Source organism: Alkalibacterium putridalgicola (genome assembly GCF_040959045.1).
Lineage (GTDB): Bacteria > Bacillota > Bacilli > Lactobacillales > Carnobacteriaceae_A > Alkalibacterium > Alkalibacterium putridalgicola.
Map to the genome: position 1 here is coordinate 2,313,448 of NZ_CP162615.1, position 26,996 is coordinate 2,340,443.

Consider the following 26,996-nt stretch of genomic DNA (forward strand, 5'->3'; position numbering starts at 1 on the left):
AGTATTCCTCTTTTAGAAGGCCTTTTGACACGCCTGTCATCTGTGCTTATGATACTATATTATTAATGTTGCAAAATGAATCAAAGATAAACAACTAACGGATCAACTAAAAACCAGTGAAACAAGAAGGAGACCGATCGAGTGAGAATGAAGCATATAAAAAGAGGGGCAGTCGGAACGCTGCTTATATTCCTCTTATCCACGGTTTTACCGGCCGGACAAATTTTTGCCGAAGACGACCGCACAGATAATGAAGACTATATAGAAATCATCGTTCGCTATGAAGAGACGGTGCCAGATGAAGCCTCTTTGGATCCCCGTTTTAAAAATATCGAAACGATGGACGTCCTGCCGATCCAGACCATGTCGGTCCCAGTATCAGCAGTCAAGGAAGTAAGTCTCCAGGAAAACGTCAGACGCATCACCTATAACCAGGAAGTGGAAACAAGCCAATCCACTTATGACGTCTCCATCGATGACTGGAACCAGGACATGATCGGGACATTCGATGCCTGGGAAGACGGCTATACCGGTCAGAACGTGAATGTGGCCGTACTGGATACAGGTTTTTATCAGCATCCGGAAATCACCTATGCCGGTGGCTACAGTATTTTCGGTGAAGATGACGACCCATGGACGAATGACCACTCCGGACACGGCACCCATGTCGCCGGTATCCTGGGCGCAGAGCAAGGGACCCGCGCGCAGGGCATAGCTCCAGATATCGACCTTTACGGTGTTAAGGTGTATCACGAAGATAACGGCGGCAAAACACGCGTCGGAAATTTATTGTCCGGTCTTGAATGGGCAATTCAAAACGAGAGTGACATCATCGTCATCAGTTCAGGCTATGCCGAACCCAATAACGAAGTCCACGAAATGATCCAACTGGCAGCCAGTCAGGGCATCCTGACGATTGCGGCCAGCGGGAATATGACCGAAGATAATGCATCGATCGATTATCCGGCTGCCCACCCTGAAGTGATTGCCGTTTCTGGTGTCAATCAGAGTCAGGCCCATGTCAGTGATTCCATGCTAGCCTCTGAAAACGAACTGGCCGCTCCCGGTCAGAATATATTAAGTTTAAGCACAGACGGTTCACACGTCCCAATGTCCGGCACCTCTCAGGCCGTTCCGCACGTTGCCGGTGTGGCAGCCCTTTTAATGGATAAATATCCGAATGAAAGCGCCAGTGCTATCCGCCAGCGCATGACCGATCAGGCCCTTGACCTGGGCGAAACCGGTCGTGACGTCATTTATGGCTACGGACTCGTTCAGTATGCCGAACAGATCCCTGACGAAACGGTGCCTGAAGAAGAGCCGACTGAAGAACCTTCTGAAGAAGAACCAGCTCCTGGGGATGAAGGAACAGCAGGGGGAACGGACGAAGAAACGCCGGGAGGAAACACAGATAACACAGACGACCCCAACGAGTCGGAAGAGGGCACAGCTCCTGAATCCGACAATGAGACGCCGGTTGAAGGCGAAACCGGTTCTGAAGAAATAGATGGATCTCAACAAGAAGACAGCACCGAGGACCCCGCTCCTGAAGAGACGGCGGATGAGGACAGTTCCGAAACCGAAGAGACTGCTGAAGAAGAACCTGCAGACAATGAGGATACTGAGTCGAAAGAAGAAATTGACGAAGATGAACCAGCGGATTCATCTGATGATGAAGCACCGGCTGAAGACAGTGAAGAAACCGAAGCACCGGAACCACAAAGAACAGTCTGGATCCGTCCGTCAGAAACCAATGGTGTCGCTACCATAGCGGAAGAAGATATCCAAGCCGTTGCTGAAAATGGCGTGCTCGCTGTATCTTTCGATGCTTCACTTGGACATATCGATCGCATCAGTTTGTCAAGCGATCAGATCCAGACGCTTAAAGAGAAGAATGTCGCCCTTTTAGTCGCACGTGTCGATCTGGAATGGGTCATTCCGGCCAGTAATCTCTCAGAAGGCAATGCGCTGCTGACCTTCGAACCGACACGACAGGCCGTGACTTTTGAAGAGATCACGAAAGGCAAGATCCTGACTTTCGGTATCGAACAGGAAGGCCAGCAACTGGCTTCCTTCCCGTCACATATGACTTACCGCTTCTTTACCCCGGCAGCGGAATATAATCAGGACAACTTATACCAATGGAACGAAACCGATGAATCGTGGGAACTGCTTGGAGATGCCTATACCAAAGGCGGTGTCGTAGGGGTGACGACTGAGACATCGACGCTTGCCGTCTTCAACCCGGAAGAACTGGCGTCCGCACGAGCAGATGCTGAAGCAGAGAAGGAAGCACCTGCTGTCAGTGAACCGGAACAACCGGAGACAGAACCGGTCGAGACCGAGGAAGAAGATGAATCTGCCTTTCTCGACGGGAATTCTTCCGGCTTACCTGTTGTATTGAGCAGTGTCGTCGTCGTTATCCTCTCTGTGTCAGGTGGTTTTTACTTCTTTGGCGGCAAAGCTAAGTAACACCTTCTCATAAACTGAATAAGAAATAAGCTCTTACTAAGTCAGGGGGACGTGAAAACTGTCTCTCCTGCTTTTTAAGAGCATTTTTTTGTAAAAAAAGAGAACTGCCGGCAGCAGTTCTCTTTTTCATTCTTTAACTGTTGTCTTTAAGTGCTCTTGACTCAAGACCTTCCTGTTCAAGGAACGTGAGGAACGGTTCCAGCTCTTCTGCTTCAAACCGTTCCTTGAAGGCACGAATCTCTTCTTCAGAAAAACGTCTCGGATCCAGTTCCAGTGCTTCCACAGGGATCGGCCGATCCGTACTGACTTTCACATCGATCACGACGGTACGGCCCGCTTTTTCATGTTCAACGGCTTTCTTGAATGTCTTTTTCAGTTCACTGATCTCTCTCACCGTATACCCGATGGCTCCTTGGGCTTCAGCGATTTTCGCATAATCCACCCCTTTGAAGTCAACGCCAAAGTAGGCATGATTCGTGTCTTCCTGTTCATCTTTGATAAAGGCATATTCCGTATTCGAGAAGACGACATTGATCATGGGAAGCTGATACTGTCTGGTCGTGATGATGTCCTGCATGACCATCGAGAAGGCTCCGTCACCAGTCAGGTTCCATACCTGCCGCTCAGGGAAATCGGCCTTGGCCGCGATCGCACCCGGCAGTCCATTGCCCATCGTGGCAAATACACCTGAGGTCCGCCACATATTTTTGGGTGTCATATGCAAGTGGCGTACAGACGTCTGTGTGGTATTGCCGACGTCCACAGAATAAATGGCATCGTCGTCCGCCACCTGATTGAGGACGTGATACGCCTGATAGAACTGCAGCTCGCCTTCTGTTTTCTGTTCCAGTTTGTCTGTATAGGTCTTCCAGTTTTCTATATTTTTCAGGTTCGCACGGTACCAGGCCGTTTCTTCTTTTTCTGGCAGTTTGTCTGTCATCAGCCGGATCGCTTCACCGGCATCACCTAAAATCGCTACGTCCGTTTTGTGCCGTTTCCCGAGTTTGTGCGGATCGATGTCGATCTGGATGAATTTATCGATCCCGTCGAAGATATCGGTGACTTCCGAGAACGGATAGTTACTCCCGGCAAACAGGACCACATCGGCTTCTTCAAACACTTCCACAGCCGGTTTTCTGGACACCCGGTGAGCTGATCCTAAAAAGGCTTCAAAGTCATACGGGAAGGTATCGTAATTGATCCCAGTGATGGCGACGGGTGCTTTCAATTTACGGGACAAGGCCATCACGGCTTCTCCATTGCCTCGCGTGCCGATCCCTGCATAAATGACCGGTCGTTCAGCGTTTTCAAGAAGCTTTACAGCTTCGTCTATATCTGTTTCATTCAGGACTGGATGCGGCAGCTCTTTATACGAGTCCGCGGAAGCATACCAGCTGTCCTCGTCGATCTCGACCCAGCCATAGTCCACAGGCACTTCCACAGCCGCTATCCCTTTTCTGGCAACAGCCGTACGGATCGCTTCATCAATGATTTTAGGCAGCTGTTCAGGATAAGCGACACGGCGGTTATACACCGTGACATCGGCAAACAGCGGATTGTGGTTCATCTCCTGAAAAGCGTCCATATTGATTTCTTTTTCTGCACGCTGACCAATGATCGCAAGCACGGGTACCCCGTCTTCACGGGCATCATACAGACCGTTCATTAAATGGGTCGCACCTGGGCCGGCTGATCCTAAAGCCACACCGATCTCACCGGTGAACTTGGCGTGCATCGAAGCGGCCAGAGCACCCACTTCTTCATGTCTGACCTGGATAAAGCGGATGTTCTCTTCTTCTTTTTTCAGCGCATCCATCCACGAATTCAGTGTGCCTGCCGGTAAACCGTAGATATTTTTCACGCCCCAGCTTTCCATCACCTTGACTGCTGCAACGCCCGCTTCGATCGTTTTTTTCTGTTCAGTCATATGTCTTCACCCTTTTCGTTAGATTTAATTAGTGTCTGATCAAACTTTTAAAGTCTATTCTATAAACTGCTCTATAATTCAACTGTAGCATGACTGTTTATTCAATAAAATTATTTGGTTTTGATTCATTACTCTTTGATGATTTCAAATTCATGCACTTTATCGACAGATCGTTCCACATTTTCTGAAAGGTCCCCACTCACTTCATACATCTCTACTGTAAGTATTTTATCTTCAACATGATAGACAGCAAAACTCTGCACTAGTGACTGCCGTTCATTGGCATAAGAGTCTGAAAACACTTCTTCTTGTTGCGGCTGCCCGCCGAAAGCGAATAAATCATTATACGCATTCACGTTTTCCTGTGTCATCCACCGTAGATCCGTACGCATATCATGAATGTATGCCAGTGATCGGCTATACAAATCGACGTAAGCCTTGGTCCCGGCGGCATGAGGCAGCACAAAAATCGTCCCCTCGGGGCTGATATACGTCGACTTATTCTCCTCTTCTATGATTTCACCGGCTTCACTCACCCTAGCGTTGAACACAGATTCTTCACTCGACACGTAAGCAAGCGGCTCGGTTCTAGAAAATACATGATCATGGCCCTGTAATGCTAAATCGACGTCCAATTCGTCTATCGTCTGCATGAACTCATCCCTGACTTTCTGGACATCATTATCCGCTAGTGAATGATAGGATCTGGAGTACAGGGGTTTATGAAAGCTCAATATGACCCACTCAGCTCCCGCATCTCTGGCCCGCTTTATATCTGTTCTGATCCAGTTCAGCTGCTCTTCTCCTAAGGCTTGACCTTCGGGATTGTCCGCGGATACTTTATTGTCATTCGTGTTGGCTACGACAAAGTGCACACCGTTATAGTCAAACGAGTAGTACGAACCCCCATCTATGGCATCATTCGTGACCGGTACATTGAAATGGGCATTAAATGCATCGATTTGGAGTGGTGTGCCTTCATGCAAGGCGTGCTCATCATGATTGCCGGGAGCGACGGCCAGTGGCTGCTGCATCCAGAGCCGCTGAGATTTTGAGAAGATATCTACCCATTCGTCTTCCACTTCTGCCGTTTCCACGACATCCCCAGTGTGGAGGATAAATTCTGGGCCATCAGCGGTGTCGATGGCCTTTTCCAGTGTATCGGCCCCATAAATGGCTTCATTATGCACATGCTCGTTCCAGTAGGCATTTTGCGTGTCTGTGTATTGAACGAATGTGAAGTCATCTCCTGTCTCACCTGAGGTCGTGAACTTCCCGACAGCACTTTTCCCACTACTCTCGCTCCCCACCTGATAATAATAGGTCGTGTCCGGCTCCAAGTCGGTCGCCAGTGCTTTATAGACATATTCCGTTTCGTCTGTAAGTTCCAGATAGCCTACCGCTGCTCCGCTTGTCCATTCCGGTCCTTTTTTATCCTGATCTGTATAGTAACCCAGTTCATCGTCAAAAAAGATAAAAAAACCGTCTTCCGTTCGTTCAGCATACCGGCTCGTCACCGCTTCGCCTTCTGCATCAAAAACGATAGGATCCTGAAGATCGTCAGATGTGCTGATCCATACGCTGGCATCTTCATAGTGATTTCCGGTGTACCAGTTAAACCCCATCCGGGTCCGGGTGTCTCCGTTAAAGGTCACGCTTATTCTGTTCGGAACAGTAGTCGGTTGGACCTCTGCCACTTCCGGCTTGTTTTCCATAAATTCTATGGAAGAATCTGGCGAGTTGGTCAGGTGTTCAAAGACAGCGATACCCAGCAGCAACACCGTCGTTACACCACTTCCCAGAAAAATTTTATGTGAGATTTTTTTAGGCCGCATGACTGTCCCCCCCTTGTCCCTTCTGCCATCAGTCGTTAAGGATGGAAAAACTCTATTTCTTCATATTAACGTTACATATATCTTACTCAAAATGGCTGTTTTTCTAAAAGGATAGCACCTTGAAAGCAAGGTCAATGTCCTATTCATTTTGATCGAACAAGAAATGAAGAGGTTGAACCACCTGGCTCAACCTCTATCCTTATTGCTTCTTTCTTTTTCATTTTTTCCGGTGATCCTTCAATCCTTTCTTTGAAAAAGATAGGATTATGCTGTAGCTGTGCTGTTTTGTTGCCTATTACCGTAACTCGTAAACCGGGGTCAGTCCCAGTTTCGGGAATGTGTCCTTATTCTACGAACTCAAACGCCACTGTCTCTCCCACTTCCTGGAATATCGCCCTATTCCAGGAACTCAGACACTGCTGCCTCTCCCACTTCAGGGAATACCGTTCTATTAACGGAACTCAAGCGCTGCTACCTCTCCCACTTCAGGGAATACCGCCCTATTCCAGGAACTCAAACGCTGCTGCCTCTCCCACTTCAGGGAATACCGTTCTATTCCCTGAACTCAAAGCCCAAAAGCCTTGCGAGTTCAGGTTATAGGCCGCTATAGCAGGATCTCAGAACTCAAAGCGCCCGCGAGTTCCGGCTATCGTCACTTATAATAGGAACCCAGACCCTTTAGAACTCACCAGTTGGGGTTAATGCGCGTTATAACAGGAACTCGTTGGCCAGCAATCTATTGAGTTATAGTTATCAGTCGCAGTAATAGGATCTCAAGCGCTTAAAACCTTTTGAGTTACGGTTAAAGACGCTCCCTGGTAATGTTATAAGGGCGATTCTATTTAAATATTTCCAATTCAGTGATACATTTTTATCTAGACAAAAAAACGAACGTCCCTCTCACAATACAGTGAGAGGGACGTTCGCTTGAAATTATATTTTCTATTATCTAAACGAGTAGGAAGACCCGCGACGATTTGATCTATTGCGCAATTTATAGACGATCGGATTGATGATGGCCAGTGCCAGTATGGCCAGAAACATGTAAAACGTGATGGAATCCCCTTCCAGGGCAAAGTCTTCCAGGAACATGTTTTCTGTGATGATCAAGGCGATGGCTATCAGCGCGTGCGTAACGGAAACGGCCAGGACCGAAAAGAAAGTAACGATAGCATCGCGTCCTTTTGGTAGAATAGATAAGACGAGAAAGAGGCCGAGAAAAACAAGAATGAGTCCAAAAACTAAACGAAATTGTGTAAATACTTCTATATTCATAGTGATCTCCTTTGCTTTTATTTCTCTTCCTATTTTACAAGCCTCAAAGGCAAAACACAACGCCTATATCACTATTCACTTTCGCTTCACAGCCTTTAATAGAACTGGCGTCCAAAGTTCCAGCCACCGATCATGTCATTGATCGATAACGCATCGTTCGTATCGATGTCCGATAATTCTTTCTGTTCCGATTCCGGCAGGGAAAGGGAATCAAAAATGATATCCGGTTCGTTATAGAAACCGATATCTGCAAACCGTTCATCGGTCAGGCTGAATTCAAGCCCTACCAGTTCGCGCGTACTGTCCGTCCAGTTGATGTCACCCTGCAGAGTGAACACATACTGGTCTTCGTCACCGTAAGTAAAGTAGTGATTATTCTCAAGTGATCCCGCGTAGGTATAGTCGAATGGCCTGGTGACTTCCTTCGCTTCATACATTTCAAGCGCCAGCAGATTCTCTTTCAAAGAATCCGAACGGCGGTATGATTTGACGATCGACGGGTCTTCCGAAGTTCTGATGCCTAATATCGTCTGATAGGAACGGATACCGGGCGTGATATACTCGTTCTGCTCGACCCAGTGATTATAGGTCAAATGCCCCCACAGAAAATAAAGGGCGCAGAGACCGACCAGACCCAAAAAGCCTCTTGTCACATATTTGCGCACAGGCTTGTTGGGATCAATATAGGAATAGGCAAAGACGAACACGATCGCTAAAAACAATAGAATCATGACGATCAATGGCATCGTATACGTATAAAACTGCTCGGCTCTCATCCAAAATGCATACATCTTTTAATCTCCTCAGTGTTTTTCCAGTTCCAGCCGGTTCAGCATCGGAAGGTATAGTTTATCTCCGTCGGTCAATTCGATGACCGCTTTGTCCGGCTTATTTTCGATCAGCTCTTTGTTCTGTTCATATTCATCTTCCGTGATACGGCCCAGTTCGAACCACTCTTCCAGGACATCGGGAGGAACCCTCGGGCTCGCCCCTCTATTTTGGGTGAGTTCGACGACTTCGATGTCCCCGTCTGTGAAGTGATAGAGGACTGGTGTACGTGGCGCTTCGATCGTCTCCAGAGTATATGTCCCTGCATCAATATGTCTGCCCACTTCATAGTGTCCCGCCATTAAAGCGACGGTCCGGGACGAGTCAGTTTCTGCTTCCATTTCCGTTTCAGATTCCGGATCAGTTCCGGCGGCGTCTTCATTATAGTGGACAAAGATCTCAGGGGTCTCGCCTTCGACTTGAATGGTCTGGCCTTCGCGCAGATCAACGACCGCCTGCATCACTCCGCTGTTTTCCTGAAAGTGGTTTTCAAAGGTCACCACTCCTTCTGTGTCATAAACGGTGACATTCCCGGCCCGGATGATAAAGACGTCGGGGCTGAAGTCACTTGGATGGCCTTCGAAAATGACCCGTCCTGAAGGCAGGTCTTCTCCTACAGTATACGCCCCTTTTTCCAGGGTGACCATCTCTTCATCGGAAAAGTCCAGCGACGGTTCGAACAAAGTCTCGCTCAACGGATACCTGTAATAATGGGCTTCGTTTTCTTCATTGATCTTCTGGGTCTTTGCGTACTCTTCGATGGCTTCTTCATTCGGTTCGACCGGTTCGCCGTCATATAACGGCGTTCTTATACCGGCAAAATTTGAACAGCCTGACAAAATAAGAAGCAGCAAAGGTGACAGGATCAGATACTTTTTACTTTGAAACAGGTTCGTCATGCTGGTGCCCCCTGTTGAATGAATGGATTTTCAGCCCATACAAATGAGAATAATATTCGGATGTACCTAAAGGTCCGACGGTGATCTCAACATCCTTTAAATGACGCAGATGTTTATAGATCGCCAGCTGTTCGGCTTCGCTCAGGTCGTTGAGCGGGATACACAAGACATTGTTGCCCAAATGGATCGTTTCTTCCGGCAGGGTGACGTGTGTTTCCAGATACTGCACCTGTTCTTCCGTGCATAAGAGTTTGAAGTAATCGATCTTTTCATCGCTGTGATCGAAAACGAAATGCAGTTTCTTGTCTTTCAGGAAAAAGACTTTATTGGCATACTCATCCAGATTGTCCAGCAAATGGGACGCAACGATGATGATCTTGCCTTCATCTCTCAGTTCGATCAGAATATCAGAGACTAAAGAAACGTTCTCCGGATCCAGACCGTTCATCACTTCATCCATGAACATGATCGGTGTGTCGGAAGCGATCACCATGGCAAAACACAGACGCTGGCGCATGCCTAAAGAATAGGTGCTGACTTTGCGGTCGACATAATCATCCATTTCCAGCCGATTAATGATGTCTCTCACATGATCCTTTTTGCCGGCCCACATATCCGCATACATCTCGATGTGTTCGGTCCCGCTGAAGTTCTCATGCAGATCGGCCTGATCCGGGAAAAAAGTGATGAGCTGATGCAGTTTTAACACATCTTTGTCTTTTGCCGTGTATTCTTGATCATCGACATACACATGCCCGGCTTTCACAGGAATAAAGCGCATGATGGCATTGAATAAAGTCGTTTTTCCGGTCCCGTTGGGTGCGACCAGGCCGATGATCTGACTGTTGTCGAGTTTGAACGAGATGTCGCTCAGGACTTCCCTATCGCCATAAGCCACGGTTATATTTTTTACTTCTAAAGTCATTCGATCACTCTCCTTTTCAGTCCGGAACGCTGGGTCGGTATCAGTTTAAAGATGATGTGGAAGACGCCTTCAAGGGCCAGCCAGACACCCAGTGCGACGATCGGCAGTTTCCAGTAGACGATCCCTGGCAAATCAAACTGCATGGCACTTTGTCCTGAGACTACCGCAACCACTTCAGTATAAAAGGACGGCTGCCAGGAGGTCCAAGGGTCCAGCAGGGTCCATACTTGAGGCAGAAAGACGAGCGCGGCGACGATAAAGAGTGTCAGGTAAATGTTTCGGATCATCCAGCTGAGTCCGGTGATGATCAAAAGGAACAAATAACTGACGATCATACCGAGTCCGGTCAGCAGTAAGCCGTATTGCCATAACGGGATGTAGGTGACAGCCTGGTCGACATAAAGTTCCACCGGATAGTTCAGACTGCCGGTCGTTTCAAAGAATAAAGACAGACCGTAGCTCGCACCGATCCCCAGGAGAGCGGCCAGCCAGGTCATCAGCCAGAGCAGAAAACTTCGTCCGCGCCACTGCATTTTCATCGGCAAAGGCAGGCCCTGTGTGACACTGTAATTATTTTCCTGATCCTTTGTAAAGTGATCGCCGGCTAACAGTGCGATCGCAATGAACAAGACGACCGACACGAACAGTTCCAGCTGCTGCTCCAGGATCTGGGACGACGCATAAGGGTTCCATTCGATCGGCAAATCACTTTCTTCTAATGCATCGTAAAAAGCGATCTCGCGCTCGATTTCACTTCTAGACGGTAAATAAACGGAGGTCAGAAGTTCATGCGATTCAAATTCTGTGGCTTCAAGTAAAAACAGATTGTTTTCAGCCATATCCCGTCCATTATTGAGGTAATCAGACACGACGTCTTCCAGTCCGTCGACCGTATTCCCTTCACGCTGCGTCAGTATGTACCGGTTCAATCCGATCAGAGTCGAATTCCGGCCGAGGCGCTGCTGAACTTCTTCCCCCAGTTCGCCTTCGAAATGAGCATCCGGGATCAGCCGGAAGATGTTATGCGCGTCACTATATTCCGAACGCAATTGAGTTTCCGGCAAAACCACATTCTGCTGGCGGTAGAGCAGGGAAAACGTCCCCAGGAAAAGAAAAAAGCCGATGAGCAGCAGGCGCGTTTTCCAGTCACGCAGTAAAAGCCGTCCGTTCCATTTCAATACACGTTTCATTTTTCTCCTCCTTATCTCACGAAGCTCTGGCGTTTGATCACTTTGGCGGCACCAACGTTCAGCAGTTCGATCACTAAGACAGTGACTGCCAGGACCAACAGGCCTCTGTCATAAGGCACGTTCAGTCTGCTCGTCACCACATCACCGAAATGGTAATAGGTCTGCGGGTAGAAAGACAGATTGATGCCGAGCAGTTCTTCTGTTCCGGGGCTGTAATAAAGCTGCGGGAACAAAAGAACGAACACCGATGCAATAAACGTCACGATATCGTGCCTGAATATCAGACTGAACAGCGTGTTCAATCGTGTAAAGCCGTACATCAAAAGGAGCGCATACGGCAGGCTTCGAAGCAGGAAAGTCCCGACTTCCATCGTGATATACGGCAGCATGGCATACGCATTTTCGGCTTCACCCAGAGCTCCGACCGGCATGGCTATCGAACCGAAGCCGTGGAGCAGGCCATTCAGGAGAATGAAGAAACCCGATAATGCCACAAAAAACAGTGTGACGAAACCGAGTGCCGTCACCGACTGGATGAACAGATAGCCAAACCAGTTCAGAGGGACCCCGGCTTTTTGTGTCCGCAGTGACCGGTCCTTGGTAATGACATCGCTGATCATGAACAGCAGGAGTAGTAGCAGTATGTACGGTCCCTGTCCGATCAGAAAGAGATGGAGCTGCTGCAGGCTCGTCCGCTCATGCACCATATGAAAGGTCAGCGGTTCCGCTTCATTCAAGTAATAATCTGTTTTCTGGCTGGAAAAGAACATTTCTTTCGCATTCCCGAGGACTCTAAAGGGCACACTGAACGCATTCCCGCCTCCCTCTTCCGAGCCTTGAGCTGTCGGCCGGTAAGGGATCTCCAGATACCGTCTGACGTCTCCGTTATTCAGAGCTGTCAGAAGCTCCCGCTGATTGACATACTCATTACGTGCTGTTTCATACGCACTCGTCCCGGTGAAGAAGGTCGGGACCGTGAGCCCTTTGGCCAGCTGATCTTCGAACGTCTGCCGGTTCGCTTCCATCTGTCGTTCCAGCTGCGTTAGATCCACTTCCTCATTTCCCGGAGTATTCGGTAAAATAAATAGACTATGTAAAAGAACAGCGCCCAGGCATAAGATCATGACTAACCTGTTCTTCTTGTTCCGCCACATGTACGTGACCGTTTCACTCATTACTTGCCTTATCATATGATCGCCCTTTGTTTGTATAGTTTTTTACTTGTCTAACTAGTTTATCACAGAAAAATCATAAACATCCGACATTTTATCATTTTTTTCTAATCTCAAGGGGATTTCATACTTTCTTCATAATATGAGCGGTTATAACGCAAAAAACTGCAGAACAGTAAGCTCAGCAGTTTTTTATTAACCGGATTATATTTTATATAAAGTGCTGCAAAAGAATCATTTTCTGAACGTCTACATCAGTCTTTGACATTTGTCATGCGTTTCAGCGTTCTTTCGATTTCTCTTAACGACTCTGCCTGCTGACGGTTGCTTTGTGCCAAAGACAGTAAAGCGTAAATGAACACACCGGCAATCAAGAGACTGAAGAGCATCATTATAAGCGGAAAAACTGAGAACCATAAATTCGTCATTTTGACCCTCCTTTCTTTTTCACGTATTGTGAAATTTGATTTTATTTAGAGGTGATCCTCGTCCTGCGACGAGGATTTTCCGATCTAAAGCTTTCTTACCATACGTTGATCATTCTTAACGCTCACCCAAAGACGATTGCTTTTGAGCAGGGCCATTGTAGTGCTCTTTCGGCGTACCCACGCAGTTTTGCGAGTGAGTACTGCTATTGTGACCTTCATTCGACGTACTCACGCGATTTTGCGGGTGAGTACTGCCATTGCGCTGCTCATTCGACGTACTCACGTGATTTGACGTGTGAGTACTGCCATTGTGATCATCATTCGACGGACTCACGAGATTTCTCAGTTGAGTAATGCCTTTACGCCCTTCTTTCGACGTACTCACGCGGTTTTGCGAGTGAGTACTGCCATTGTGCCCTTCTTTCGGCGTACTCACGCAGTTTTTCGAGTGAGTACTGCTATTGTGCCCTTCTTTCGGTGTACTCACGAGATTTTGCGGGTGAGTACTGCCATTATGATGATCATTCGACGTACTCGCGTCATTTTACGAGTGAGTACTGCCATTGTGCCCTTCTTTCGGCGTACTCGCGTGATTTTGCAGGTGAGTACTGCCATTGTGCCCTTCTTTCGACGTACTCACGAGATTTTGCGAGTGAGTACTGCCATTGTCCCCTTCATTCGACGTACTCACGTGATTTGACGTGTGAGTACTGCTATTGTGATGATCATTCGACGCACTCGCGGAAAATCACATCTGAGTTAACTGATGTTAATTCTGCGTCCACTAAAACTCCTTCAAAAACCAGGTGTCGCAGGCGTTGTGTTCGGAGCCTGCGATCGGTTCGCTCAGCTTCACAAAACCATATTTCTCATACAGCCTGTTCGCTTCCTTCAATGAAGCAAACGTGTCGATATAAACAGCTTCGTAATGATCTTCAGCGAAGGCCAGCGCCTGTTTCATCAATACATGCGCATAACCTTTTCCTTGCGCTTCATCACGGATATAAAGCTTCTGCAGTTCCCCAACTGTTTCACTTTCCCCGAATGAACCGATGCCGCAGCCTCCTACAATTTTACCTTCTTCTTCCAGCACCCAGTAAGCGCGTTTAGGCTCCTGATAATAAGCATAGAGCGAAAACAGATGCGGATCAAAGTAAGCTGTCCCCGGCAAATTCAGTCCTCTGCTCTTTAATGACTCCTGGACGATCTCTCCCACTGCCTGATTATCTTTCTCTGCGATTTTACGTAATTCAACCATCGGCTTCTCCCCTTTACTTACAGGAAAGTATACCGTTTATTAAAGGTTTCTTCAATATCATTGAGTATATGATTACATAATAATTAATATAGTTTGTTATACTTAGATAATAAGAAGAAGGAGGACGGTGGAACATGATACGTTTTGATAATGTAACCAAGCGTTACGACGGTACAGCTGTGGTTTCTGACTTCGATCTGGAAATCAATGAAGGCGAATTTTTTGTCCTCATCGGCCCAAGTGGCAGCGGCAAAACAACAACGTTAAAAATGATCAATAAACTCATCCTTTTATCCGAAGGGTACTTATACATCGATGGCGAAAAAATCAGTGAATATGACATCCAGGAGCTCAGGTGGAATATCGGTTATGTCCTGCAGCAGATCGCCCTTTTCCCCAATATGACAGTTGAAGAGAACATCACGATCGTTCCCGAAATGTTGAAGTGGTCGAAAGAAGACATGCGGAACCGTGTGACCGAATTGCTCGAGAGTGTGAATTTAGATCCGGATAAATACCGAGGTCGTCAAATCTCGGAACTGTCCGGAGGGGAACAGCAGCGTGTCGGCGTCGTCCGTGCACTGGCGGCTAATCCGGATATCATTCTGATGGATGAACCGTTTGGCGCTTTGGATCCCATCACGCGAAACAGCCTGCAGCAGGATGTACTGAAGCTGCAGCGTAAATTCAAGAAGACGGTTGTCTTTGTGACTCACGATATACAGGAAGCCATTCAGCTCGGTGACCGCATCTGTGTGATGAATAAAGGAAAGATCGAACAGGTCGGCACAGCTGACGAGATACTGAAACACCCAGCCAATGACTTTGTCAAAGACTTCCTTCGTACGGGTCTCCCTTACTATGAAGGAGAAAAAACCGTACAGACCTTTATCGACAAAGGCTTTTGTACGAACAAAGAAACGCCTTTCGAGGAGACCGTCACGCTCGACACCTCTCTGGATGACTTGACCCTTGCCCTGGCACGTTCTGGTGCGGTTAAAGTGGAAACAGCCGCAGACAGTGAATCGCTTTATATCAAGCGAGAACATCTGATTCATTATTATGCAGATGACACCCTCGCTGAAGAAAAGTCAAAAAAGGAGGTTAACGCATGAGTGGCCTTTTAGAAACGCTGCAGGCACGCCAGCAGGACGTCTGGACCGCCTTGATCGAACATATGCAGTTATCCTTCATTTCCCTGTTTATCGCGGTACTCATTGCGGTTCCTTTGGGCATATTCCTGATGAACCATAAGAAGATCGCCGAACCGATCATTCAAGTCACTGCGATTTTTCAGACGATCCCATCCCTTGCGATACTGGGTCTGTTGATCCCACTCGTTGGGATTGGATCCATTCCGGCCATCATGGCCCTGATCATCTATGCCCTCCTTCCGATCCTGAGAAATACATACACCGGATTGACGGGTATCGACCCTTCGCTTAACGAAGCGGCTGATGCTATGGGTATGGACCGCTCACGGAAGCTGAGAAAAGTCCAGCTGCCTTTAGCGCTGCCGGTTATCATGGCGGGGATCCGAACAGCCACTGTACTGATCATCGGTACCGCAACGGTTGCGGCTTTGATCGGTGCCGGTGGTTTAGGAAGCCTGATTTTGCTGGGGATCGACCGCGGGAACAATTACCTGATCATATTAGGTGCCGTTCCAGCCGCCTTACTGGCTATCCTGTTTGACCGCCTGCTCAGCTATCTGCAGCACACGTCTTTCAGAAAAACAGCTATTATTCTAGGTTCTGCCATCGTCATCATCGGTGGCCTGCTGATCATCCCACTGTTCAATTCAGAAGAGGATGATCTGGTGATCGCTGGCAAGCTCGGTGCTGAACCGGAAATCTTAATGAATGTCTATAAACTCCTGATCGAACAGGAGACCGAACTGTCGGCTGAAGTGGAACCGAATTTCGGAAAAACGACCTTTATCTTCAATGCCCTCCGTTCTGGTGAGATCGATATCTACACCGAATTTACCGGGACCGTATTGACTAACTTCTTTGAAGAAGTGCCTGAACCGGGTACGCCGAAAGAAGAAGTATACGCGGAGGCTAGAGACCGTCTGCAGGAAGAATACGACATGACTTTGCTTGATCCGATGGCTTTCAATAATACCTATGCCCTGGCGGTAACGTCAGAATTCGCTGAGGAATACGATCTGGAAACCATTTCCGATCTGGAATCGGTACAGAACGAGGTCAGTGCCGGCTTCACTCTGGAATTCAATGACCGTGAAGATGGCTATCCTGGCATCCAGGACATGTATGGCCTCACATTCGGTGAAGTCATCACCATGGAACCTCAGCTCCGTTATGAAGCGATCGAACAGGGCGACGTCAACCTGATCGATGCCTACAGCACAGACAGTCAGCTTGAAGTCTACGACCTGGTCGTTCTGGAAGACGATATGGAACTCTTCCCACCTTATCAAGGAGCACCTTTGATGATGACGGAACTGATCGAAGAGCATCCTGAGATCGAAGACGCCTTGTCTGTTTTAGACGGCATGATCACCAGTGACCAGATGCGGGCCATGAATTATGAAGTCGACGTGGAAGACCGGCCGGCCGAAGAAGTTGCCCGTGAGTTCCTGATCGAAGAAGGCTTGCTTGAAGAATAAACGAATCTCTGATGCATGCCCGCCAGATAAATTGAATGATCAGAAAGCAGTTCAGCCTGTATGAAAGCAGGGCCTGGACTGCTTTTTCTTATGGACTTACAGGTTTAAGCCCGATTTATTGAGTTTGGCTTCTCTAAACATAAGTAAACTTCACTTAAATGCTAAAAAGTTAAGTTCAGCTGCTCTGGGAAGGCGTAAACTTCACTTGTTCATTAAAAAGTGGAGTTCAGCCTCTATATGATGGCTCGAACTGAACAAAAACGTCAAAATGTGAAGTTCAGGACTTGCAAAAGGAGCTGTACTTCACCTTCTGTGGGTTTGATTCCGGTTCAGATGGCCGGCCGGCAGATGAACTCACAGTAGTCAAACCGATAACAGATCAAAATAGTCCGATTTTAACATAAATCCTACTCTAAAGGGTATTCTTATTTTCGTAACAATGTTCGGATATTGCTGATTATATCCAGATGAAAAAGGCGAACATTCGCCTTTTCGTTTTAAAAACTTAACATTAAATACTATCTGTGCACGAATAATTATAATATTTTGATTAGAATCGACTACTCATGGTTTTATTTTTAAACATATATAATTTAAACGAACTCGATATTATCAAACTTGGAACCGTTATTAATTCGAAAAGTCACAATCACCGTTTATGATAAGCCTCTCATAATGACAAAGCCTTGAAAATACCCTTTGACCGCCTCCGATCGCTTTGATACACTAGTCCTTAAAATCAAAAGCCGGTCACACATATAATCCAAGGAGGCTATTCATTTATGTCACAATGGGAAACGAAATTTGCTAAAAAAGGATTAACGTTCGACGATGTTCTGTTACTGCCGCAGGAAAGCCATGTCCTGCCCAACGACGTGGACCTGAGCACGAAACTCACCGAGAAAGTTAAACTCTCTGTGCCGATCTTAAGCGCCAGCATGGATACCGTCACAGATTCACGCATGGCGATCGCCATGGCACGTCAGGGCGGGCTTGGAATCATCCACAAGAATATGTCGATCGAAGATCAGGCGATGGAAGTACGTAAAGTGAAACGTTCGGAAAACGGCGTCATCATCGACCCGTTCTATCTGACCCCTGACCATCTGATCTCAGACGCTGAAGAATTGATGTCCCGTTACCGTATCAGCGGCGTGCCTCTGGTCAACACCATGGAAGACCGCGTCCTGGTCGGAATCCTGACGAACCGCGACATGCGCTTTTTGACAGACTACACACAAAAGATCAGTACAGAAATGACAGATGAGGAACTGGTGACTGCTCCGGTCGGAACTTCTTTAGAAGAAGCTGAAAAAATCCTTCAGAAACACAAAATCGAAAAACTGCCGCTCGTTGACAATGATAGTCGACTCAGCGGACTCATCACGATCAAGGATATCGAAAAAGTCGTCCAATTCCCCAACGCCGCTAAAGATGGACACGGCCGTCTACTTGTCGGTGCCGCGATCGGCGTGACGAGTGATTCCTTCGAACGCGCACAGGCCCTTGTAGACGCTGAAGTGGATGCGATCGTCATCGATACCGCTCACGGTCACAGTGCCGGCGTGATCCGTAAGATCAGAGAACTCAGAGAAGCTTTCCCGGATGTTGCTTTGATTGCTGGAAATGTCGCAACCGGCGAAGGCACACGCGCACTCTTTGAAACCGGCGTGGATGTCGTGAAAGTCGGGATCGGACCAGGTTCAATTTGTACCACACGCGTCGTTGCCGGTGTCGGTGTACCGCAGATCACAGCCATTTACGATGCCGCGACCGTCGCCAAGGAATTCAACAAGCCCATCATCGCAGACGGCGGGATCAAATATTCCGGCGATATCGTCAAAGCCCTGGCTGCCGGCGGACATGCTGTCATGCTCGGAAGTCTGCTGGCCGGAACGGACGAATCGCCTGGTGAATTCGAACTCTTCCAGGGACGCCGCTTCAAGACCTATCGCGGGATGGGTAGCTTAGGCGCTATGAAAAAAGGCTCCAGCGACCGCTACTTCCAGAATTCAGTGAACGAAGCCAACAAGCTCGTCCCTGAAGGCATCGAAGGACGCATCGAATACAAAGGCAGCCTGGAAGAAGTCATCTTCCAGATGCTCGGAGGCCTCCGTTCAGGCATGGGTTATGTCGGCGCCAAAGACATCCAGGGCCTGCGCGAAGAGACCCAGTTCGTTCAGATGAGCGGTGCCGGACTGAAAGAATCGCATCCGCATGATGTTCAGATCACAAAAGAAGCACCCAACTATACCATGCGTTAAACAATTTTACTTTTGAAAGGTGGGAAACGAGTGACTTCAGTCATTGATACAACCAAACTAGAAAAATTAGTCGTTTTAGACTTTGGGAGCCAGTACAATCAGCTAATCACACGCCGCATCAGAGAATTCGGTGTGTACTCTGAGCTTCTTCCCCATACAACGACGGCAGAAGAACTGAAAAATATGAATGTGAAAGGCATCATCTTTTCCGGCGGCCCGATGAGCGTCTATGATGAAAATGCCTTCTCCATCGACCCTGAGATATTTGAGCTGGGCATCCCGATCTTAGGGATCTGTTACGGCATGCAGCTGATGACCTATATGCTCGGCGGCGAAGTGAAGCCGAGTCTGAACCGCGAGTACGGCAAAGCTGAAATTTCAATCAGCGATCGTACGGCTGACCTCTTTACGTCCCTTGAAGCCAGCGAAAACGTCTGGATGAGTCACGGCGATTACGTCACAGATCTTCCAGAAGGCTTTACAGTGACGGCATCCAATGAACACTGCCCGATCAGCGCCATAGAAAATGCAGACAAGAACTTTCACGCGGTCCAGTTCCATCCGGAAGTCCGCCATACCGAACATGGCAATGAACTGCTGCGCAATTTTGCCTTTGGTGTCTGCGATTGTTCCGGCAACTGGAGCATGCAGAACTTCATCGATATGGAAGTTGAAAAAATTCGTGAACTCGTTGGCGACAAGAAGGTCCTTTTAGGCCTGTCCGGCGGCGTGGACTCCAGTGTGGTCGGTGTACTTTTGAATAAAGCCATCGGTGACCAGCTGACGTGTATCTTTGTCGATCACGGCCTCCTGCGTAAAGACGAGGGCGACCAGGTCATGGACAGCCTGCAGGGCAAGTTCGGTCTGAACGTTATCCGCGTCGATGCCAAAGACCGTTTCTTGAATAAACTCGAAGGGGTTTCCGATCCCGAACAGAAACGCAAGATCATTGGAAATGAATTCATCTACGTCTTCAATGACGAGGCAGCCAAGCTCGACGGAATCGACTACCTTGCGCAAGGCACGCTTTACACGGACGTCATCGAAAGCGGCACAGCCACCGCTCAGACCATCAAGTCGCACCATAATGTAGGTGGACTGCCTGATGACATGACTTTCCAGCTAATTGAACCCTTGAATACTTTATTCAAAGATGAAGTGCGTGAACTGGGACTGGAACTCGACATGCCCGAATCTCTCGTCTGGCGCCAGCCTTTCCCGGGACCTGGTCTTGGTATCCGTGTGATCGGTGAAATCACCGAAGACAAACTGGAGATCGTCAGAGAAAGCGACGCAATCCTGCGCGAAGAAATCAAAAAAGCCGGCCTAGACCGCGACATCTGGCAATACTTCACGGTTCTGCCTGGCTTCAAGAGTGTGGGGGTCATGGGTGATGCGAGAACCTATGACTATACTATCGGTATCCGCGCCATCACCTCGATCGACGGCATGACCGCAGACTTTGCCCGTATCCCATGGGACATCCTGCAGAAGATTTCTGTTCGCATCGTCAACGAAGTCAGTCACGTCAACCGCATCGTGTACGACATAACCAGCAAGCCACCATCCACTGTTGAGTGGGAATAAAAATAAACTTTACCCTCTTATTGTCATGATAAGAGGGTAAAGTTTTACTATCTATTGCATAAACACACTATAAATATATATCATCTCCATGCTATACTTAATTATAATCAGGAGGTAATAGTATGGCGGTTACACTTAAACGAGAAACAGAAGCTGTGGGTTCATCAATGAAATTCAAGGTATGGGTCAATGGTACTCAGATAGCTAAAATTGCACAGAAAGAAGTAAAAGAATTGTCTGTTCCAGAACAGGAAGCCGTTTTACAAATTAAACAGTTCAATGGTAAAAGCAACAAACTTATTGTAAATGACGGCGACCATGTTAAAGTGACCAATGGATCAGGGCTTCTACTTATGCTTCTTTTTATAGCCATGCTGATCCCCGTATTGAACATATTTGACGGTAGTGCCAGATGGATCGGTTCTGCACTTGTTGTTTTGGGATTCTTACTGATCCTACAATTCGTGAATATCTATAAACTTGAAAAACTTGATGATTCTAAAAGCTTATAATAACCTAAAACAACCACGCTCTCTTAACTAAGAGCGTGGTTGTTTTGTCAACACCCGTGGTTTATAACAAAAAATCTCAGGCTATAGGTGTTCCATTTTCAACTCGCTCGTCCGGTTTTAAGAGCACCACATCACCTTCAGTTGGCACACCGCCGATGACCAGCACTTCGGATTTAAACCCCGCTATACGTCTGGGCGGGAAGTTTACGACGGCAACCACCTGTTTTCCCACAAGCTGCTCCGGTTCATATCTCTGGGTGATCTGCGCGGATGACTGTTTGATTCCCATTTCTCCAAAATCGATGTCTAATTTTATCGCGGGCTGCCGAGCTTCCGGAAACGGCTCTGCCTTCACAACGGTTCCGATACGCATATCCAACTTCATAAAATCCTCTATCGTTGCCATGATCAATTCCTCCTCTATGTATTCCATACATTCACGTTCATATTAACTTACAAATTATTGGTCCATCATAACACAGCAGGCATAGACTTGAAATTGCAATTAAAAATGCTCGACCAGCTTATAGTTAGAGTTTTTTTAATATCTATAGTAAAGTTGTTTATGAGGGCACTTCTATCAGTGGCTCTCAGTCATACCTACATAAATATAAATAACGAGGAGTGATTTCATGCTGATCCCATTACTCATAACGTTCGTTTTCACCATCATACATATAAGTACGACCTATTTGAAGGTGCTAGACAGAGTACCCAGAAGTAAATTCTTATCCACTGCGGGAGGAGTAGCAGTTTCGTATGTTTTTATACATATCCTTCCAGAACTTAGTGAAAACCAGGAAACTATCGAAGAGCTTTTAACAAATAATTTTTTGCTATCATTAGAAAGTCATATATATGTCATCTCTCTTTTGGGATTGACCATTTTTTATGGGCTGGAACGAATGAGCAAGCTGTCTAAAGAGAAAAAAGGAGTGGATCCAGCTTATATACAAAGCACCTTTTGGATCCATCTCGTATCTACCGCTATATACAATACTGTAACGGGATATCTGTTGGTAAATAGGGAGAGGGAGTCTTTAGCCTCTTTACTGCTATACGGAACAGCTTTAGGTCTCCATTTCTTTGTCGTTGATCAGGGTCTCAGAGTCCATTACAAGGGCAAATATGATAAATACGGAAGATGGGTCCTGTCTTTAGGAAGTATTACCGGTTTTCTCTTAGGATACGCTTTTGAAATCAATCAAGTTTTCATGTCCGCACTTTTCGCTTTTCTAGCAGGCGGGATCATCCTTAATATCTTGAAAGAAGAACTACCAGAGCAGCGAAAAAGTAGTTTTGCAGCTTTTGCTTCTGGCGTAGTGGGTTACAGTATTTTGCTGCTGTTGACTTAAAATAATGATAAGGAGAGACGAAAATGACGATCACATTGACACGCAATCCCTATGTCGCTGGTTCATTGCTGAAATTCAAAATATGGCTAAACAATAAGCCAGTTACAAAAATAGCATTAGGTGAAGAGAAGACGATCACTCTTCCAGAAGATAATTCCATAATTCAGATAAAGCAGTTCAGCGGAAAAAGCAACACACTTACGGTCAACGATGGCGATCAAGTGGAAATATCCAACGGAACGGGACTTCGATGGATGGTTTTGCTCGTAGTATTATTTGTACCTATAGTCACTCTCCTTGAAGCACTCGCCATATTTATCAGTCTACTCGTTGCGATTACATGCTTTTTTATCTTACTTATAAAGACTGACTCATTAAAATTAACGAAGATCAATAACAAGTTCACACCATGACCACGCCAAGGCAAACGCTCCCTCAACCAAGAGTACACGCTCCCTTTTGGCTTTAATCAATCCACTGGAATATGTGTAACGGTATCATTTTCCAGCCTGGTACCGTCCGGCTGGTCCGTGGTGAAAACCTTGAAGATGATGAAGATTTTTTTAATAACCTAGGAGGAAATTATATGGCTTTTATACTTATAAGGGATACAGAAGTTGCAGCTTCTTTTATAAAATTCAAAATCGAGATCAATAATGAGGATGTTGGAAAAATTGCACAGGGGGAAGAGAAAGAATTCACTCTTCCTGAAGAAGAATCAGTCCTGCAGATCAAACAATTTGGCAGCAGGAGCAACAAACTAGTTGTAAATGATGGTGACTATATCGAAATAAGTAATGCGCCCTGGTTTTTTTGGGAATTCGTCAGTTTATTTATTTTAGGTATCATAGTAAGCAGCTTTGAGGGACCCGCCGTATGGACCGGCTATGCTCTCGTCATAGTAGGTTATTTCGTTTTCAATTACTTTGTTGAATCAATTAAACTAACCAAGAGGAATAAAGAGTGACCTATTTATTTATGTAAAAGTAAATCCATCTTTGGCGAAGAATATGTCCCACTCAAGAGTGAAAATGTAGATGAATGGGCATTGGAATCGACTTAAATACTAACTGGACTAGCTGATGGTACTTGAGATGGTAAGCCCAGGGAACCGCGTACTAACACGAGGAGTAAAAAGCTGATCGAGATGGTATGCATAGCTCGACGCATACTTACTCACTAGAATAATTGACATCCAGTCAGTAGGCTTTCATATTCCCGTACTATCTCGATAGAAAAGTCACCTTTGAGATGGTAAAGAAACCACCAGCAACTTCATATTTCTTCTGACTACCATAAAATGTACTTAAAAAAGCAAGAGGTCGGGATTTTCCCCAGCCTCTTGCTTTTTTTATATTACTTTATTCAACTCGCGCATGGTCGCCGGTTTCATAGTCCAGCTCGATACCATCCTGCTGATTCGGGACGAAGACGTTAAAGGTCAATGTTTCGCCGTTATCATCAACTGAGAAGCCTTCCATGACGATGCCGTGAGCAAGCATATTGTCATCTTCAAACAGCGGAGTGACACGGTAACGGACCTGCATTTCGGTGTCTTCAACGACACTGGCCACAAAGTTCTCAAACGGCAGCATGCCTTCGACGTTGAACTGACGGGTCCCGGTCATCAGGTTGTTTTTTCCGTCGTACCCAGTCATCTGGTGGCCGATAAGATGGCTGCGGTTATAGAGCCAGTTGCCTGAAACAACATCATAATTCCCCTGGTTCCACCCTGTCGGATCGACGTGACTGATGGATCCGCGTTCTTCTGCCGGCATTAGCTCAACGTCCAAAAGAGCATCCGCTACACCGACACGGCCTAATTCATCTCTTGCTTCATATGAATGAAACGGTTCGCTGACTTCCAGTTCTTCATTCGTGAACAGTGGGACATTATCATTTATTTCGATATAAACCTCGTCCAGCGGCAGGTCTTCCGGACTGGGCAAGTCCAAGGCTTCGATATCATAGACTAAGTCAGATTCTGCTTCCTCTGTCTCCGGTTCAGTCTCGTTATCTGCTGATTCCGTTCCAGATGCCTCTAGATCATCAGCATTCGCCGACACTTCATATGTCGCATCCTCTTCTGCCACTTTATCCTCCGATACGTCGGCAGCAACTTCTTCTGTATCATCAGAATTATCAGTAGTTTTATCTGTTTCGTTACTGGCTATTTCTTCAGAAGCGGTAGTATCCTTATTCTCTTCTTCTGGCAGATCTGCAGCTTCGCTTGTCGCTGCCTCTTCTGTAGCTATCTCTTCCCGTTCCACGGCTTCATCCACCGGTTCACACGCGGCCAGAAGTACGGCGGCACTCATCATACCAAGTACATATTGCTTATGTAACAAATCAACACTTCCTTATCTCTCATTCATCTATATACTTTTTTTAAATAATTATTCATCCTATCTATCATAACAGGTTTTCCTTACTTATTAAAAGAGTTTTCGTATATTACAGCATTAAAAAAGCATCTCTCCCGCTTTCAGGATCGATGCTTTGCTCTCTATAAAAAATTCAATGTTCAAACCTTCGTTTTACTTACTGTTATACTGAATCGTACGCAGCCGATCCGGGTAGTCCGTTATGATCCCGTTCAGTCCTAAACCGTTAGCTTTTTCCAGATCCTTCAGTTCATTGACTGTCCAGGTGTTGATACCCAGACCGTGAGCGTGAGCTGACTCGATAATTTCTTCAGTCAGATTGATTGCTTTTAAATGCACGTAGTTAAATTTGAGTTCCCTGGCCATTTGAATGGTCGACTCATTATATTTTGAAAGGAGCAGTCCGGTTTTTGCACGAGGCGCCAGTATTTTCATACGGATCAGACTGTTTTCAAGAAACGATGAAATAATGACCTGCTCTTCCATTTTATATACCTGAATGGCTTCCGCTACTCGGAGCTCCAGGCGGTAATTTTTCTTGATACTTTTCAGTTCGATATTCGTCACGAGCGGTTTGTCTTTTGCCCATTTCAGGTACTCTGAAAGCGTCGGTATCACTGCCTGTTTGATCGCTTTCTGCAGGGGGTGAGTGATGATCGGATGAGACTGCAGTTCTTCCAGTGTATAATCGCTGACTGCACCCTTTCCTTCCGTCATCCTGTCTATTTTAGCGTCATGGAAGATGACGACTTCCCCGTCCTTCGTCAGACGGACATCCAGTTCTATCCCGTCAGCGCCTGCTTCATAAGCTTTTTCGAAGGCTGTCATGGTGTTTTCTGTATACTGACCACTGAATCCTCTATGTGCGATATTCAAACTTCTCATGTCATTCCCGCCTCTCCGCTTTCCTGAACTATATCAAAGATACAAAAAGATTTCATTTCTTTTCATTCTACCGTGAAACCTTTGGACGTGCTATCATTATCCCTTTTAGTATATTTATACATAACTAACCCTATACAAAAGCCTGGATAAACGAAAAATCCCGACGACTCCCTGCAACGGTCAGCCGTCGCAGGATAAGTCATCAAGATTAGTTTAAATTCAAAATTCATTTTTTAGTTAGTCTTTTGCCGGCAGATCTTCTACCGAATCTATATCCATATAGGCTGGGACAACCAGTCCATTCATTGCTCCTGACATATTCGGCCCTAAATCAACGATCTGATCTTCATATTCATCATAATAAGCGCCAAAAGTCATTGGCAGCCATGGAGCTAAACTGGCATCTCCTTCATCGTGAGCGATCGCCTGAAACATGACAACAGGATCCACACTCGTGATATCTACGGTGTAACCCAGTTCTTCTAATACGATCTGCATCACATGAGAGGAAGCACGTTCGGAGTCCCATGGTGTAGAGACTAATCTAAATTCTTGACCGTCTACGGGTTCGGCTCCTGCCGTCCATTCATCCACCATATCTCTATTATCTTCTACCCAGTTTGTAGCAGCTTCTTCAAAAGGAATATCCTGCGCAGCAAACATAACTTCCTGCATGTCTTCAACTTCCCAGCTGAAATTCTCCATTACAGTATAGGCACCAGGCATGTCTTCTTCCAATCCTTGACGGACGATGGTGTGGATAAATTCTTCTTCTCCAAGTGAGTTCTTCGGATCATCTAATATCTTCAGATCAAACTCCTCAAAAATCCAATGGGGTGTCCATCCAGTCACTACGATCGGCTCTTCATTTTCAATGGCCTGTTCAAGTGCCGTGACCATCCCCGCTGTGGAACTTGTTTGAAGCTCCCAGCCTTCTAAATTATCGTAGTCGTTCAGCATGTCTTCTGCCATTTCAGTCGTGCCGGAGCCGGCTTCGATCCCAACGATGGTATGATCCATCGCTTCTCCGACGTCAGCTGGTTCTTCTTCAGACTCTCCAGCTTCACAGCCTAACAGTAAAAATGCTGCAGGTAACACGGTTAACAGTCTACGATATTTTGATTTCTTCATTCTTTGCCTCCTATTTATTTAGCCTGTTTAAAAGTAA

Annotated in this window: 24 protein-coding genes; 9 read left to right on the forward strand and 15 right to left on the reverse strand. The window is 46.6% G+C overall.

Annotation, left to right across the window (positions count from 1 at the left end):
• Positions 1-147: 147 nt before the first annotated feature.
• Positions 148-2,472: a S8 family serine peptidase gene (locus AB4027_RS10960; RefSeq protein WP_368646431.1), complete on the forward strand. Its 2,325-nt coding sequence runs from the start codon at positions 148-150 to the stop codon at positions 2,470-2,472.
• Positions 2,473-2,605: 133 nt separating this feature from the next.
• On the opposite strand, the gene spxB is transcribed toward AB4027_RS10960, so the two are convergent.
• The 11 genes from spxB to AB4027_RS11015 all read right to left on the reverse strand — a co-directional run bounded on the left by spxB (position 2,606) and on the right by AB4027_RS11015 (position 14,209).
• Entirely contained in the window at positions 2,606-4,399 is a 1,794-nt protein-coding gene (spxB, locus tag AB4027_RS10965) for a pyruvate oxidase (RefSeq protein ID WP_368645362.1), read from the reverse strand.
• A gap of 128 nt (positions 4,400-4,527) precedes the next feature.
• Entirely contained in the window at positions 4,528-6,234 is a 1,707-nt protein-coding gene (locus AB4027_RS10970; protein WP_368645363.1) for a metallophosphoesterase, read from the reverse strand.
• Positions 6,235-7,179: 945 nt separating this feature from the next.
• Positions 7,180-7,509 carry a hypothetical protein gene (locus tag AB4027_RS10975; RefSeq protein ID WP_091488356.1) on the reverse strand — a complete coding sequence of 110 codons (330 nt, stop codon included), beginning with the start codon at positions 7,507-7,509 and terminating at the stop codon, positions 7,180-7,182.
• A 95-nt stretch (positions 7,510-7,604) separates the two neighbouring features.
• Complete coding sequence (locus tag AB4027_RS10980; protein WP_368645364.1) at positions 7,605-8,300, reverse strand: hypothetical protein; 696 nt, start codon at positions 8,298-8,300, stop codon at positions 7,605-7,607.
• A gap of 12 nt (positions 8,301-8,312) precedes the next feature.
• Complete coding sequence (locus AB4027_RS10985) at positions 8,313-9,236, reverse strand: hypothetical protein (protein ID WP_368645365.1); 924 nt, start codon at positions 9,234-9,236, stop codon at positions 8,313-8,315.
• On the reverse strand, positions 9,214-10,161 hold the full coding sequence (locus tag AB4027_RS10990; RefSeq protein ID WP_368645366.1) for an ABC transporter ATP-binding protein: 948 nt from the start codon (positions 10,159-10,161) through the stop codon (positions 9,214-9,216). The genes AB4027_RS10985 and AB4027_RS10990 overlap by 23 nt, the downstream gene beginning before the upstream one ends.
• Positions 10,158-11,351: a hypothetical protein gene (locus AB4027_RS10995; protein WP_368645367.1), complete on the reverse strand. Its 1,194-nt coding sequence runs from the start codon at positions 11,349-11,351 to the stop codon at positions 10,158-10,160. Before AB4027_RS10995 ends, AB4027_RS10990 begins: the two co-directional genes overlap by 4 nt.
• Positions 11,352-11,362: 11 nt before the next feature.
• Positions 11,363-12,526, reverse strand: coding sequence for a hypothetical protein (locus AB4027_RS11000; protein ID WP_368645368.1), 1,164 nt, complete (start codon positions 12,524-12,526; stop codon positions 11,363-11,365).
• Positions 12,527-12,777: 251 nt separating this feature from the next.
• Entirely contained in the window at positions 12,778-12,951 is a 174-nt protein-coding gene (locus AB4027_RS11005) for a hypothetical protein (protein ID WP_177165496.1), read from the reverse strand.
• 115 nt (positions 12,952-13,066) lie between these two features.
• Positions 13,067-13,387, reverse strand: coding sequence for a hypothetical protein (locus AB4027_RS11010; protein WP_368645369.1), 321 nt, complete (start codon positions 13,385-13,387; stop codon positions 13,067-13,069).
• A 348-nt stretch (positions 13,388-13,735) separates the two neighbouring features.
• Positions 13,736-14,209, reverse strand: coding sequence for a GNAT family N-acetyltransferase (locus AB4027_RS11015; protein WP_368645370.1), 474 nt, complete (start codon positions 14,207-14,209; stop codon positions 13,736-13,738).
• 134 nt (positions 14,210-14,343) lie between these two features.
• Here AB4027_RS11015 and AB4027_RS11020 point away from each other — a divergent pair, with 134 nt between their 5' ends.
• The 5 genes from AB4027_RS11020 to AB4027_RS11040 all read left to right on the forward strand — a co-directional run bounded on the left by AB4027_RS11020 (position 14,344) and on the right by AB4027_RS11040 (position 21,204).
• Entirely contained in the window at positions 14,344-15,324 is a 981-nt protein-coding gene (locus AB4027_RS11020) for an ABC transporter ATP-binding protein (RefSeq protein ID WP_368645371.1), read from the forward strand.
• Positions 15,321-16,841: an ABC transporter permease/substrate-binding protein gene (locus AB4027_RS11025; protein WP_368645372.1), complete on the forward strand. Its 1,521-nt coding sequence runs from the start codon at positions 15,321-15,323 to the stop codon at positions 16,839-16,841. Before AB4027_RS11020 ends, AB4027_RS11025 begins: the two co-directional genes overlap by 4 nt.
• Positions 16,842-17,623: 782 nt before the next feature.
• Positions 17,624-19,105 (forward strand): IMP dehydrogenase, encoded by a 1,482-nt coding sequence (guaB, locus tag AB4027_RS11030; protein ID WP_368645373.1) that lies wholly within the window; start codon positions 17,624-17,626, stop codon positions 19,103-19,105.
• A 30-nt stretch (positions 19,106-19,135) separates the two neighbouring features.
• On the forward strand, positions 19,136-20,692 hold the full coding sequence (gene guaA / locus AB4027_RS11035; protein ID WP_368645374.1) for a glutamine-hydrolyzing GMP synthase: 1,557 nt from the start codon (positions 19,136-19,138) through the stop codon (positions 20,690-20,692).
• A 122-nt stretch (positions 20,693-20,814) separates the two neighbouring features.
• On the forward strand, positions 20,815-21,204 hold the full coding sequence (locus AB4027_RS11040; RefSeq protein WP_368645375.1) for a hypothetical protein: 390 nt from the start codon (positions 20,815-20,817) through the stop codon (positions 21,202-21,204).
• 76 nt (positions 21,205-21,280) lie between these two features.
• Here AB4027_RS11040 and csaA read toward each other — a convergent pair whose 3' ends face one another.
• Positions 21,281-21,610 carry a chaperone CsaA gene (csaA, locus tag AB4027_RS11045; protein ID WP_368645376.1) on the reverse strand — a complete coding sequence of 110 codons (330 nt, stop codon included), beginning with the start codon at positions 21,608-21,610 and terminating at the stop codon, positions 21,281-21,283.
• Between the two features lie 226 nt (positions 21,611-21,836).
• Between csaA and AB4027_RS11050 the strand changes: the two genes are divergently transcribed.
• From AB4027_RS11050 to AB4027_RS11060, 3 genes are all read left to right on the forward strand, one after another.
• Complete coding sequence (locus AB4027_RS11050) at positions 21,837-22,559, forward strand: hypothetical protein (protein WP_368645377.1); 723 nt, start codon at positions 21,837-21,839, stop codon at positions 22,557-22,559.
• Positions 22,560-22,582: 23 nt separating this feature from the next.
• Positions 22,583-22,972 (forward strand): hypothetical protein, encoded by a 390-nt coding sequence (locus AB4027_RS11055; protein ID WP_368645378.1) that lies wholly within the window; start codon positions 22,583-22,585, stop codon positions 22,970-22,972.
• Between the two features lie 173 nt (positions 22,973-23,145).
• Positions 23,146-23,526: a hypothetical protein gene (locus tag AB4027_RS11060; RefSeq protein ID WP_368645379.1), complete on the forward strand. Its 381-nt coding sequence runs from the start codon at positions 23,146-23,148 to the stop codon at positions 23,524-23,526.
• Between the two features lie 394 nt (positions 23,527-23,920).
• Here AB4027_RS11060 and AB4027_RS11065 read toward each other — a convergent pair whose 3' ends face one another.
• The 3 genes from AB4027_RS11065 to AB4027_RS11075 form a co-directional block, all read right to left on the reverse strand.
• Positions 23,921-24,907 carry a DNA/RNA non-specific endonuclease gene (locus AB4027_RS11065; protein WP_368645380.1) on the reverse strand — a complete coding sequence of 329 codons (987 nt, stop codon included), beginning with the start codon at positions 24,905-24,907 and terminating at the stop codon, positions 23,921-23,923.
• A gap of 189 nt (positions 24,908-25,096) precedes the next feature.
• Positions 25,097-25,828, reverse strand: a complete 732-nt coding sequence (locus tag AB4027_RS11070) for a glycerophosphodiester phosphodiesterase (RefSeq protein WP_368645381.1) — start codon at positions 25,826-25,828, stop codon at positions 25,097-25,099.
• 237 nt (positions 25,829-26,065) lie between these two features.
• Positions 26,066-26,959: a glycine betaine ABC transporter substrate-binding protein gene (locus tag AB4027_RS11075; protein ID WP_368645382.1), complete on the reverse strand. Its 894-nt coding sequence runs from the start codon at positions 26,957-26,959 to the stop codon at positions 26,066-26,068.
• Positions 26,960-26,996: the final 37 nt, after the last annotated feature.

Bases quoted from the DNA above. Each gene is read 5' to 3' on its own strand.
- AB4027_RS10990 (WP_368645366.1), bottom strand. From the start codon at position 10,161: ATGACTTTAGAAGTAAAAAATATAACCGTGGCTTATGGCGATAGGGAA.
- AB4027_RS10980 (WP_368645364.1), bottom strand. From the start codon at position 8,300: ATGTATGCATTTTGGATGAGAGCCGAGCAGTTTTATACGTATACGATG.
- AB4027_RS11000 (WP_368645368.1), bottom strand. From the start codon at position 12,526: ATGAGTGAAACGGTCACGTACATGTGGCGGAACAAGAAGAACAGGTTA.
- AB4027_RS11005 (WP_177165496.1), bottom strand. From the start codon at position 12,951: ATGACGAATTTATGGTTCTCAGTTTTTCCGCTTATAATGATGCTCTTC.
- AB4027_RS11015 (WP_368645370.1), bottom strand. From the start codon at position 14,209: ATGGTTGAATTACGTAAAATCGCAGAGAAAGATAATCAGGCAGTGGGA.
- AB4027_RS11040 (WP_368645375.1), top strand. From the start codon at position 20,815: ATGGCGGTTACACTTAAACGAGAAACAGAAGCTGTGGGTTCATCAATG.
- AB4027_RS10975 (WP_091488356.1), bottom strand. From the start codon at position 7,509: ATGAATATAGAAGTATTTACACAATTTCGTTTAGTTTTTGGACTCATT.
- AB4027_RS11055 (WP_368645378.1), top strand. From the start codon at position 22,583: ATGACGATCACATTGACACGCAATCCCTATGTCGCTGGTTCATTGCTG.
- spxB (WP_368645362.1), bottom strand. From the start codon at position 4,399: ATGACTGAACAGAAAAAAACGATCGAAGCGGGCGTTGCAGCAGTCAAG.
- AB4027_RS10995 (WP_368645367.1), bottom strand. From the start codon at position 11,351: ATGAAACGTGTATTGAAATGGAACGGACGGCTTTTACTGCGTGACTGG.
- AB4027_RS11025 (WP_368645372.1), top strand. From the start codon at position 15,321: ATGAGTGGCCTTTTAGAAACGCTGCAGGCACGCCAGCAGGACGTCTGG.
- AB4027_RS11050 (WP_368645377.1), top strand. From the start codon at position 21,837: ATGCTGATCCCATTACTCATAACGTTCGTTTTCACCATCATACATATA.
- AB4027_RS11060 (WP_368645379.1), top strand. From the start codon at position 23,146: ATGGCTTTTATACTTATAAGGGATACAGAAGTTGCAGCTTCTTTTATA.
- AB4027_RS10970 (WP_368645363.1), bottom strand. From the start codon at position 6,234: ATGCGGCCTAAAAAAATCTCACATAAAATTTTTCTGGGAAGTGGTGTA.
- AB4027_RS10985 (WP_368645365.1), bottom strand. From the start codon at position 9,236: ATGACGAACCTGTTTCAAAGTAAAAAGTATCTGATCCTGTCACCTTTG.
- csaA (WP_368645376.1), bottom strand. From the start codon at position 21,610: ATGGCAACGATAGAGGATTTTATGAAGTTGGATATGCGTATCGGAACC.
- AB4027_RS11020 (WP_368645371.1), top strand. From the start codon at position 14,344: ATGATACGTTTTGATAATGTAACCAAGCGTTACGACGGTACAGCTGTG.
- guaB (WP_368645373.1), top strand. From the start codon at position 17,624: ATGTCACAATGGGAAACGAAATTTGCTAAAAAAGGATTAACGTTCGAC.
- AB4027_RS11075 (WP_368645382.1), bottom strand. From the start codon at position 26,959: ATGAAGAAATCAAAATATCGTAGACTGTTAACCGTGTTACCTGCAGCA.
- AB4027_RS11070 (WP_368645381.1), bottom strand. From the start codon at position 25,828: ATGAGAAGTTTGAATATCGCACATAGAGGATTCAGTGGTCAGTATACA.
- AB4027_RS10960 (WP_368646431.1), top strand. From the start codon at position 148: ATGAAGCATATAAAAAGAGGGGCAGTCGGAACGCTGCTTATATTCCTC.